Raw genomic sequence first — 11100 nt, 5'->3', positions numbered from 1 at the left:
CTGCGGCCCGCCGACCCGGCCGGCTACGACCTCGCCCTCGCCAACGCGCGCACGGCCCTCGGCCTGCTGCGCTACCACGCGGCCGTGGCCACACCCGGCGCCGATCGCATCGCGACCCTGCTCAGCGTGCGCGCCGAGATGATGGCCGACAACCTGCTCGCGATCGTCGCCGCGGAGCAGCACCGGGGACCGACCCTGGTCTTCGCGCACAACGTGCACCTGCAGCGCGCCGGATCCACGCTGACCATGGGCGGCGACGACGCGCACTGGTGTGGCGCGGGCGCCCTCGTCGCGATGAGCCTCGGCGAGAGCTACGCGTTCGTAGCCACCGACGCGAACCCGAAGAGCCTCCCGGGCACCCTCCAGGGCGAGCTGGCCGCGGCCACGCACCGCCGCGCGCTGTTCCCCGCGTCCGCGCTGCGCGCCGCGCTCCCGGCCTCGATCGGCGTGGGCGAGCCGATCGTGCCCGGTCACCTGCCGTTCGAGCCCGCCGGGCTCGCGGGCGCCGACGCGATCGTGTTCGTCGCCGACACCGATGGCACGCGGCACGAATACTGGCACTGACCGAACATATGTTCGAACGCGCGCTAGACTGTCGACATGTCGCTGCCCCTGCAAGGTTCACTGTTCGACGGTGATGCGGTTGCGCTGGGTTCGATCGAGACGATCCGGCGCACCCGCCTCGACGCCACGGCCTGGGTGGATGTCCTCCCCGGCTGGCTGAGCGGCGCGAGTGTGGTGTTCGACCGGTTGGCGGAGCGGGTGCCGTGGCACGCCGAACGCAGACCCATGTACGACCGGGTCGTCGACGTGCCACGGCTCGTCTCGTTCTTCGGCGAGCACGATCCGCTCCCCGACCGAATTCTCGTCGCCGCGCGCGACGCGCTGAGCAGCCATTACGCGGCCGAACTCGGCGAACCCTTCCGCACCGCCGGATTGTGCTTCTACCGCGACGGCCGCGACAGCGTGGCCTGGCACGGCGACACGATCGGTCGCGGCGCCACCCACGACACCATGGTCGCGATCGTCTCCGTGGGCGCGCCCCGCGCCCTGCTGTTGCGCCCGCGCGGCGGCGGGGCCAGCGTGCGATTCACCGCCGGACACGGCGATCTGCTGGTGATGGGCGGCGCCTGCCAGCGCACCTGGGAGCACGCTGTCCCCAAGACCACGCGACCGGTCGGACCGCGCATCAGCATCCAGTTCCGCCCGCGCAACGTGCGCTGACGACGCCTCCTCGGCGGCATGGACCGCGCCGCCGGGCTTACGCTGCGATCAGCACCGAACGCACCAGTTCTCGCACCCCCGCGCGCAACCGGTCGACCTCGCCCGCCCTGGCCAGTTGCTGCGCGAGTTCCCCACCGAGGGTCGACAGCAGGAGCGCGCCGACCGTCTCGGCGTCGATCTCCGGGCGCACCTCGTGCAGCAGGGTGGTGATGTGCTCGGCCCAGAACGCGTGGAATTCCGCGCTGCGAGGGTGCGGGGGCATGGCCCGGTAGGCCGCGATCAGTTCGACGTCGTCGGTGACCATGCTCGTCATCGCGTCGAAGAAGGCCAGTAGCCGGTCGGTCGCCGGGGCGCCGGGACCCAGCGGCGGCGGCCCGCTCGTCACAGCCGCCATCAACGCGATCGCCCCCTCGGCCACCAGCTCGTACAGCAGGCCGGCACGGCTGCCGAAGCGGTGGAAGATGGTCCCCTTGCCGACGCCCGCAGCGGCGGCGACCCGATCCATGGTCACCCCCGCCGCGCCGTGTTCGGCCAGCAGCGCGGCGGTGGCGTCGAGGATCGCTCGACGGTTGCGCGCGGCGTCGGCGCGCTCGGTGGGGCGTGGGCCTGTCATGACATCGCTTCCTCGGCGGCCGCCGATCCGTTGACAAGTTGACCGCCGGTCCATATCGTTCGGATATCTGGACCGGCAGTCAACTTATGGAGTTCTGATGCAGGCAATCGTAATGACCGAGACCGGCGCACCCGAGGTGCTGGTGCCCCGCGCGGTCGACGCACCGCGACCGGGCGCCGGGCAGGTCCTCGTCCGCGCCGAGGCGATCCCGGTGCTCTACCCGGAGACCCTGGTGCGAGCAGGCACGTTCCCCTTCCCCGCCCCGCTGCCCGAGGTCTTCGGTTTCCAGGCGGCGGGCACGGTCACCGAACTCGGCGTCGGCGTGGATGCGGCACTGCTCGGCGCCAGGGTCGTCGCCGCCACCAGCGGTTTCGGCGCGTACGCCGAACTCGTGGTGGCCGAGGCGGATGCGCTGACCGTCATCCCCGACGGCCTGAGCACCGATCGCGCCGCCGCCACCCAGATGCCGGGTTCGGTCGCCTTGGCCCTGGTCGCCACCGCGGCGCTCACCCCGGGCGACACCGTCCTGGTCGAGGCGGCCGCGACCGGCGTCGGCAGCGTCCTCACCCAGCTGTGCGCGGCGGCCGGGGTCCGTGTCGTCGCCACCGCGGGCGGCGCCGAGAAGGCCCGCCTCGCCCGCACCCACGGCGCCGCCGAGGTGATCGATCACACCGCCCCCGACTGGGCCGATCAGCTCCGCGCCACCCTGGCCACCGACACCGTGGATGTCGTCTTCGACTCGATCGGCGGCGACTCCGTGACACCCCTGCTCGACCTGATCACCCCGCGCACCGGCCGCATCCTCAGCTACGGCTGGCTCGCCGGCCTGCCCACCCAGCTCACCGCCGTCGACCTCATCCTGCGCGGCCTCACCCTCACCGGCTGCGCGGGCGCGGCCTGGCTCGCCGAGGTGGCACGTCAGCGCGCGGCCGCCCTCGACGCCGCCGCGCGAGGACAACTGACCGTCGCGATCGACTCCGTCGTGCCGCTCACCGAGGCCGCGACGGCTCACCGCATGCTCGAGCAGCGAAGCGCCCTCGGCACGATCCTGCTGCGGCCGTAGGAAGCACGCCGGCGTCGTCGACGGACAACCCCGCGCGAATCGGCCTCCGGGGTGGCCGATAGGCAGACGGCGGCGGTCGGTGAGCCGGTCGGGGTCGTAGGATTCCGGGCATGGGGAGTCGATTGGCGTTGCCTGTTCGTTCGTCGAATGCGCTGACCGCACGATGGACTACGACCTTCGCCGACGATGATGCCGTGGTGTCGGGGGCGGGTGCGTGGCCGTTGCTCGCGGTGCTGGCGGGGGCGGCACAAGGGGCAGCTCGAGGGGAACTGACGGCGGCGGTAGGGGTTTCGGCCGAGTCGGCACACGCGGCCGGGCTGGCGCTGCTGCGGTCGCTCGATTCCTCGGCCGAGATCGCGGTGGCGACCGGCGCGTGGGTACGACCCGGGATCACCCTGCGCGACGCATGGGTCCGCAGCATGCCCGCCGGTACCGCGGGCACGCTGCTGGACCGAGCCGCCCTCGACGCCTGGGCGAGCGAACGCACAGGCGGCCTGATCGAGAAGTTCCCGGTCACCGTGGACGCCTCGACGGCCTTCGCACTGGCCACGGCCCTGGTCGCCCGGACCCGCTGGGTGCGGCCGTTCCAGCTGATCCGGTGGTCCCCGGAATCCGGGCCGTGGCAGGGACATCAGGGGCCGGGGCTGTCCCGGCGCAGCCACGCCGACGGCAGCGTCACCGTCCTCGGCGGCGACGTCACCCGGGTGATCGTCACCGGCACCGGCGATCTCGACGTCCACCTGCTGATCGGCACACAGGGGCCGCGGCAGGCACTGGCCGTCGGCCTGGCCGCGCTCGACGACGAGAATTCCGCACCGGGCACGCCCACTCCTGATACGACGGCCCCGTGCCTGACGGTGACGCGGTGCAAGACCTTCGGCGGGGACAGTGTCGACCTCCAGCTCCCGCCGTTCGAGGTCCGCAGCGCACACGACCTCACCGACCACCCCCAGCTGTTCGGGTTGGCCGCAGCGAGCAGCGTGGAGTCCGCGCGCCTGCCCGGGATCTCCGACTACCCGCTGGCCGTGAGCACGGCCGGGCAGCACGTGATGGCCCGGTTCGACGCGGCCGGGTTCGAGGCCGCCGCGATCACCGCCGTCGCGATGCGCACCGGCAGCGCACCTGTCGAACGGTGGGCGACCGTCACCGCCGTGCACATCGATCGGCCGTTCGGCTTTCTCGCCGTGCACCGGCCGACGGGAACGGCCGTTGTCGCAGGTCAGGTGACCCGCCCACCGCGGGAATGGGATTCGCCGTCCCCCGCCGACGCCACCGCCCGGCCCGCCTCCGGCGGTGCTCGGTGAGAGCGGTAATCGATATTGCCGATCCTGTTGCTCGGCAACAAGATTCGGTTTCGATGTCGCCGACGGAGGTCGTATCCTGGTAGGGGTCCGCAATCGGTTGCTCAGGGGGTCGTGGTGATCGTCGTTGTCGCGGACGAAACCGAACTCGAAGGCGCAGAAGAGATCGTCGCGGCGGCGATCCGGGAATGGGCCGCGTCCGAGGTAGGGGGCGTGGCGATCTTCCGCTGCCATGTGCCGGAAAGCCGGGGCGGATCGGTCGAGGTCGACGCCCTGGTGTGCACGCCCCAGGGCGCCACCGTGGTGGAGGTGAAGGGGTTCACCGCACGCCAGGACGGCGTGCTCGCCACCCCGCCCAACGGTCCGTGGACGGTCGACGGCGAGGAAGCCGCGCTCTATCACGCGGTGCGGGTGCCCAATCCGTTCGTCCAGGTGCGCAGGCAGGTGTTCGCCGCCAAGAATCTGCTGCAGCAGTCCGGGATCTTCGGGTGGGTGAACGCGGTGGTCGCGCTGGTCCCCCAGCCCGGCGCCCAGATCACCCTCGAGGAGGCTCGCATCGCCGATGGGTACCGGGCGGTGCTGATCGAACGCGAGGATGCCTCGTCCCTGCGCGACTATTTCCACGCCGAGACAGGGCGCACGGTCCGGCTCAGCGTCAACGATGTGCGCCGGGTCTTCGCGGCGCTGAACCTCAGCCGCCTGCTGCCCTCCCGGGTCGCCCTGGCCGACCAGGGATTTCCGGCGCGGCTCGCCCCGGCGACCACGAGCAAGCCGGCGCCCACCTCGGTCGGGCTCGGGCAGGCCGACGACGGCGCCGCAGGCGCGGGGGCAGGCGGCACGTCGCGGGCGGGTACCCGGGTGGCGCAGGCGAGCACTCCCGGATTCCTCGCGGCGATCGATCGGCTCACGCATCGGCCGTGGCCGTCGAACGGGGCGCCGGACGCGGATGCGGTGGCATCCCAGCAGGAATCCGCCGAGCAGGCGCCGAGCGTGGTCACCACGACCACCGAGGATGACCCGACGCCCGGCGAGAACTCGATCGGCGCCGCCGCGCCGTTGGCGGGGTTGGTGAGTATGACTGCCACAGCGGACGACTCGCGGGATGCGTCGTCGCCGAGCACAGCGGACTCGGCCGAGCTTTCCGAGGACACAGCGGATGAGCAGGAGCGGGCGGTGGAGTTGCCCGCGGCGGACTCTTCCGACGAAACCGGAACTCCCGTTTCCGCGCCGGACAGTGCCCCCAGCGCGGAAACCGCCCCTGCGCCAGGGTCTGCGCTGGTCGCCCGCACCGGGCCCGACAGCGCGGACCCCGACGGACAGGATGTCGATCTGTCCGAGAGCACAGGCGACGGATCGGTCGGGGCGGTGAGCGAAGGATCGGCCACGGAGGAAGCGAGCGTCGCGGTTTCCGGCAGTGGCGGCGCAGCCGAGGATGATCCGTCACCCGACGAAACGGCTACCGGCGTGGCGGAGCGGAACGAATCCGTCCCCCGGACGGACTCCGTCGCAGCGATGCCGACCAGCGAAGGTGCGGGAAATGCTGTGTCGCTGGTCAAGTCGACCGACGATCGGTTCGCCGAACCGGAAGTAGCGCAGGTCATCGAATCTCCGAGCAGCTCCCCCTCGTCGAGCAGCGCCGCGAATACCGGGATCCCGCACGAAGCCGAGCTGTCGTCGACCGACGACGAGGAGGCCTACGACGACGAACCCTGGTCCGAGGACGAGGATCCCGACGATCCGGAAGTCGCGGCACCCGGCTACGCCGTCGCGGCAGGCACCGTCGCGGCCGGTACCGCCGCGGCCGGTACCGCCGCGGCCGGTACCGCCGCGGCCGCGGCATGGTCGTCGTCGGCACCGCACGAGCCCGATTCCCTCCAGCACCCCGACCGGTTCGACGATTCCGAACACTGGAGCGACTGGGTCGACCAGGGGCGGACACCAGCTCGTCCGGTCGCGTCGAATCGCACGCGGGCACGGGCATCGAACCGGTCCGGCGGGCCGTCCCTGCTCGAACGCTGGCGCAATACTCCGGTGCGCGAGCGCCGCCCCCGCGAGCGACAGCGACTGCGGATCGGTCCCGGAATCGGCTTGCTGCTGTTCATCGCCCTGTTCGGGGCGGGGTTCTTCGCCATCACCGCGGTGCAGGCGAGCCGGTTCGAGATGGCGGACTACGACCGGATGTGCGGTGACCGCAAGCCGTTCCCGAACGCCGCGGAATACCAGCGCGACGGTGCGCGCCCGATCTATCTCTCGGGTGAGCTCGCCACCATCGTCGGGGCCAGCGATTCGCCGGCGTGGAATCCCAGCGACACGTCCTCGGTCCAGCTCATCGCCTGCCTGCGGCAGACCAGCCTGGGCGATCTCGTCCAGACCTGTCAGCTCCCGGCCGCGCCGGGCGCTCCCATCGGACGCACCGTCAATCTGTTCCGGGCGACCTACGAGATCACCGTCTACGAGCTGCGCACCGGACGGGAGGCGGGGCGCGCGATCATGGTCGGCGAGCGCTACTCCGCCGATCCCGCCAACACCGACCCCGATCGATGCCGCGCCGTCGCCGACGCTCCCGATGTCCTCGGCCGCAGGCTGGGCCTGCCCTCGACAGCGCAGGTCACCGGGTTCCTCGCGCCGCTGGTCCACGCCGATCGTTGAACCGGCTTGACCTCAAGCGCACTCGAGGTTGCAAGATCATTCGCGTGCCCAGCGCACACCCGACACCACGCCACCCAGCGTCGGTCGTGCCTCCGCCGGTTTTCCGTACACCCACCGGCGGAGGCCGTCGGGATCGGGCTCAAGCCACCGGCGCCGCGGGCGTGGCGTGCTGGTCGCCCTCCGCCTCCTGCGCGCGAGTGAGTTTGGCCTGCGCGCGCCGCAGATCCTCGGCGATGATCTGGAGGGCGGGCGGTGTGGTGAGGCCACGCGCGCGAATCAGGTCGCCGACCGATTCCAGCCGGCTCAGCGACGCCGCGACATACCCCTGCAGGACGGCGATGCGGTCGGCGGGCACCGACTGGATCGTCTTGCTCACCAGCGATTCCAGATCGCGTTGCGCCTTGAGGGTGTCGGAGGTGAGCACCGCGAACAGGCCCCACAGATCATCGACCGGTTCACCGGCGACCTGCGCGCGCAATGCCTCGTAGGTCTCGTTGCGCCGGGCCGAGGCCTCCATGACATCGCGCAGCGCGTCGTTGAGGTGCGACCTGGTCGCCTCCGGAATCCGGTACACCCGCGTGGTTTCGGTGGTGCCGATCCGGTCGGCGACCCGGCTGACGATGGCCAGCGCGTCGTCGAGATCGGTGAGCGCCACTCGCAACAGCGGCGCCGTCGTGTGGAAGCGGGGCTCCATCGCCTGCAGGTCGTAGAACTCGTTGATCCGCTTGCTCGCCACCGCGATATCCCGGCTGAGCAGGGCGACATTCTCGTGCAATCCCATCGCGTGCAGCCGCTGGTCGACCGCGGAATCCAAGGCGGCCAGCACATTCGGATCGCGCGGTTCGTGGATGTGATGCACCGCGGAGGCGATGCCCGACCGGGAGAACGCCTTGGTGAAGAAGATCGTGCTGATCGACAGCGACAGGCCGAGCACGAAATCCGGCTGCACCTTGAAGATCTCGCGCACGCTGCCGCGCGCCATGATCAGGATGGCGAAGACGACCGCCAAACCGAGTGCGGCCCAGAGCAACTGCGCCCGGGTCAGGTGCCAGCTGCTCAGTGATGGTCGTTCACTCACGGTCTCCCCCAGCCCGCCGATCCGACGGCGTTCGATGCTGGTTGCATTCTCCGGCATGTCCCGATGATTCGCATCGGAAGTGGCCGGAACGGCGACAGCCGCGCATCCGGTGGGATGCGCGGCTGTCTCCGGAAGGTCTCATGCCGAGACGGCGATCTCCCATTCGTAGATCGTCAGCTCCGACGCCCCGGTGGTGTGAACCGGATCGGCGTGCGCGATAGCCGTTGCGGCGTCCAGGCTTTCGGCCAGGACGACGTATGCGCCACCGGTGCCGTCGGTGAACCGGCCACTCTCCTGCAGCCGTCCCTCGGTGAGCAACTCCTGCAGGAACGCGCGGTGCGGTTCGACCACGGACTGATCGAACGCCGGCGTGCGCATGACCATCACGAGGTACTTGTTCGTCACGACCGATCCTCCGGCGCGGGACGCGCGGCCCTGGTGGCCGCCGCGGCGGCACGCACCTGCGGCGCGACCTGCACGACCTGGCCCAGCACACCGTTCACGAACGACGGCGAGTCGTCGGTGGACAGTTCCTTGGCCAGCTCGACGGCCTCGTCGACCGCGACCACCGGGGGGACATCGGTGGCGTGGAACAGCTCCCACACCGCGATCCGCAGGATCGCCCGGTCGACGGCGGGCAGGCGCGACAGCGTCCAGTCCTGCAGGTAGCCCTCGATGGTGCCGTCGACCCGGTCCAGGTCGTCGGCGACGCCTTCGACCAGGACCGAGGTGTAGGCGTGCACGGGAGCCACGCTCTGGTCACGGGTCGCCAGCTCGGCGCGTTCCGTGAGCAGGTCGGAGACGTCGACGTCACGCGCCTCCGCCTCGAACAGCAGGTCCACGGCCCGGCGGCGCGCCTTGTGGCGTGCGCCGAGCTTCTTGAACGAGCCCTTTTTGTCTGCCGGGGAGTCCGTCACGATCAGGCGTTGACGCGGCCGAGGTAGTTGCCGTCGCGCGAGTCGATCTTCAGCTTGTCACCGGTGTTGATGAACAGCGGGACCTGAACCTCGGCGCCGGTCTCCAGGGTGGCGGGCTTGGTGCCGCCGGTGGAGCGGTCACCCTGCAGGCCGATGTCGGTGTGCTGCACGACCAGCTCGATGGTGACGGGGAGCTCCACGAACAGCGGCGCGTCCTCGTGCACGGCCACCTGCACGCCCATGTTCTCCAGCAGGAAGCGCGCACCGTCGCCGATGGTGGACTCCGGGATGGAGATCTGGTCGTAGGTGTCACCGTCCATGAAGATGTAGTCGGTGCCGTCGTGGTACAGGTAGGTCATGTCGCGCCGGTCGACGGTCGCGGTCTCGACCTTGACGCCGGCGTTGAAGGTCTTGTCGACAACCTTGCCGGACACGACGTTCTTCAGCTTGGTCCGCACGAACGCGGGGCCCTTACCCGGCTTGACATGCTGGAATTCGACGATCTGCTGGAGCTGACCGTCGATTTTCAGCACAAGGCCGTTCTTGAAGTCGCTGGTGTCCGCCACTGTCCTCGGATCTCCTCGTTCGTTTACTGCGGTCTCTGGGGACCGGCGTCACTCGACGACGGTCAGGTCCTTGCTGGTGAGGGTGAGCAGGTCCGGGCCCGCCTCGCGTACCACGAGCGTGTCCTCGATCCGGACCCCGCCGCGGCCGGGAAGGTACACACCAGGTTCGACGGTCACCGCCACGCCAGCAAGTAGTGTACCGGTACTCGTTTTCGCCACTCCGGGCGCTTCGTGGATCTGCAGCCCGACCCCGTGTCCGAGGCCGTGCACGAACTGCGCGCCGTAGCCAGCCTCCTCGATGACGACCCGAGCGGCGGCGTCGACCTCGGCGGTCCCGGCGCCCGGTTTCAGCGCCTCACGCCCAGCCCGCTGGGAGCGGGCGACCAGCTCGTAGATCTCGCGCTGCCAGTCCTCGGGGGTGCCGAGCACGAGGGTGCGGGTCATGTCGGAGTGGTAGCCGTCGACGACCGCGCCGAAATCGAGTTTGACGAAGTCGCCGGTGGCCAGCACCGCACCGGTCGGGCGGTGATGCGGAACCGCCGAGTTCACCCCGGCGGCGACGATCGTCTCGAACGAGACGGCGTCGGCACCGTGTTCGAACATCGCCCACTCGAGGTCGCGCGCGACCTGCCGTTCGGTGCGCCCCGGCCGGATCGATCCACGCTCGAGCAGGCTCGCGAGGCCAGCGTCGGCGGCCGCGCAGGCCGCGCGCAGCTGCGCGATCTCGTACTCGTCCTTGACCATGCGCAGCTGCTCGACCAGGCCGTTGGTCGGCACCAATTGCAGTCCGGTGCGCAGTTGCTGGAACGACGTGTGCTCGGCGACGGTCACCACATGGCTCTCGAAGCCGATCCGGCCCAGCTGCCATTCACCGGCCAGCTCGATGATCCGCCGCGCGGTGGCCCGGGAGATCTCGGCGCTCAGATCGGGGACCTGCGCGGCGACCTGCGCGGAGTAGCGGCCGTCGGTGCCGATGACGGTGCGGTCCTCGGCGCCGCGCATGTCCCAGGAGTGCACCAGGAGCACGGCATTGGATCCGGTGAACCCGGTCAGGTAGCGGATATTGACCAGATCGGTGACCAGCAGCGCGTCGACGCCGTTCTCCACCAGCAGGCTCCGCAGAGCACCACGCCGTACCGCGTGATCAGGACGCGGGGTATCAGCACACATGTGTCAACGCTACCGCTCGACGACCGACACGTCGGCACCGAACGCCGCACTTTCCCGCCATCGGCGCGTCCGCGCCCGGCGGGACTGGACACCGCGTTGTCCACATCGCGCCGAGTTGTCCACATTCGCCGATCGGGCCTCGATCGGGCGGCCGCCGCCGCGCACGATCGAACGCATGACCACTGCCGCGTTCTGCCTGCTCATCGCCTGGTGCTTGCTGCTGGGTGTCATCGATATCCATGCCCGCCGACTGCCCAACGCCCTCACCGGCGTCGGCGCGGCGGCGGTATTCCTCTACGCCTGGCACACGGGCAATCTGGCGACCGCGGTCATCGGGGCCGCGTTGCTGACGATGCCGTACCTGGTGACCCACCTGCTCTCGCCCACCGCGCTCGGCGCCGGTGACGTGAAACTGGCGGTAGGTCTCGGGGCCGCCGCCGCGCTCGCGGGACCGCCGGCGTGGGTGTGGGCGGCCATCGCCGCGCCCGCGCTCACGGCGGCGATCGCGGTGGGCGTGCT

12 protein-coding genes are annotated in these 11100 nt (G+C 70.6%); 6 read left to right on the top strand and 6 right to left on the bottom strand.

The annotated features are described in order from the left end of the window. Positions 1 to 564 (top strand): erythromycin esterase family protein (locus V8688_RS29190; protein ID WP_342802136.1); only part of this gene is annotated, 564 nt, incomplete at its 5' end. A gap of 36 nt (positions 565 to 600) precedes the next feature. Continuing rightward, entirely contained in the window at positions 601 to 1224 is a 624-nt protein-coding gene (locus tag V8688_RS29185) for an alpha-ketoglutarate-dependent dioxygenase AlkB (protein WP_218721649.1), read from the top strand. A gap of 37 nt (positions 1225 to 1261) precedes the next feature. On the opposite strand, the gene V8688_RS29180 is transcribed toward V8688_RS29185, so the two are convergent. Beyond that, entirely contained in the window at positions 1262 to 1837 is a 576-nt protein-coding gene (locus tag V8688_RS29180) for a TetR/AcrR family transcriptional regulator (protein WP_218721647.1), read from the bottom strand. Between the two features lie 97 nt (positions 1838 to 1934). Here V8688_RS29180 and V8688_RS29175 point away from each other — a divergent pair, with 97 nt between their 5' ends. The 3 genes from V8688_RS29175 to V8688_RS29165 all read left to right on the top strand — a co-directional run bounded on the left by V8688_RS29175 (position 1935) and on the right by V8688_RS29165 (position 6850). Next, positions 1935 to 2900: a zinc-binding dehydrogenase gene (locus V8688_RS29175; RefSeq protein WP_342802135.1), complete on the top strand. Its 966-nt coding sequence runs from the start codon at positions 1935 to 1937 to the stop codon at positions 2898 to 2900. A gap of 110 nt (positions 2901 to 3010) precedes the next feature. After that, positions 3011 to 4204: a serpin family protein gene (locus V8688_RS29170; RefSeq protein WP_342802134.1), complete on the top strand. Its 1194-nt coding sequence runs from the start codon at positions 3011 to 3013 to the stop codon at positions 4202 to 4204. 114 nt (positions 4205 to 4318) lie between these two features. Then, positions 4319 to 6850 (top strand): NERD domain-containing protein, encoded by a 2532-nt coding sequence (locus V8688_RS29165; RefSeq protein WP_342802133.1) that lies wholly within the window; start codon positions 4319 to 4321, stop codon positions 6848 to 6850. A gap of 139 nt (positions 6851 to 6989) precedes the next feature. Here the strand turns inward: V8688_RS29165 and V8688_RS29160 are convergent, their stop codons facing one another. From V8688_RS29160 to V8688_RS29140, 5 genes are all read right to left on the bottom strand, one after another. Next, positions 6990 to 7985 carry a hypothetical protein gene (locus V8688_RS29160; protein ID WP_316575329.1) on the bottom strand — a complete coding sequence of 332 codons (996 nt, stop codon included), beginning with the start codon at positions 7983 to 7985 and terminating at the stop codon, positions 6990 to 6992. Between the two features lie 81 nt (positions 7986 to 8066). Further along, a complete protein-coding gene (locus V8688_RS29155; RefSeq protein ID WP_342802132.1) occupies positions 8067 to 8333 on the bottom strand; it encodes a YciI family protein in 267 nt (88 codons plus the stop codon). Then, positions 8330 to 8845 (bottom strand): transcription antitermination factor NusB, encoded by a 516-nt coding sequence (nusB, locus tag V8688_RS29150; RefSeq protein ID WP_218721639.1) that lies wholly within the window; start codon positions 8843 to 8845, stop codon positions 8330 to 8332. The genes V8688_RS29155 and nusB overlap by 4 nt, the downstream gene beginning before the upstream one ends. Before the next feature lie 2 nt (positions 8846 to 8847). Continuing rightward, a complete protein-coding gene (gene efp / locus V8688_RS29145; RefSeq protein ID WP_218721637.1) occupies positions 8848 to 9411 on the bottom strand; it encodes an elongation factor P in 564 nt (187 codons plus the stop codon). Between the two features lie 48 nt (positions 9412 to 9459). Further along, positions 9460 to 10581, bottom strand: a complete 1122-nt coding sequence (locus V8688_RS29140; protein WP_342802131.1) for an aminopeptidase P family protein — start codon at positions 10579 to 10581, stop codon at positions 9460 to 9462. 175 nt (positions 10582 to 10756) lie between these two features. Here V8688_RS29140 and V8688_RS29135 point away from each other — a divergent pair. Further along, positions 10757 to 11100 (top strand): A24 family peptidase (locus V8688_RS29135; RefSeq protein WP_342802130.1); only part of this gene is annotated, 344 nt, incomplete at its 3' end.

Source organism: Nocardia sp. No.11, from assembly GCF_038752175.1.
Classification (GTDB): Bacteria; Actinomycetota; Actinomycetes; order Mycobacteriales; family Mycobacteriaceae; genus Nocardia; species Nocardia canadensis.
The sequence above is the reverse complement of the archived record's forward strand: the minus strand, read 5'-3'. Positions and strand labels throughout refer to the sequence as shown.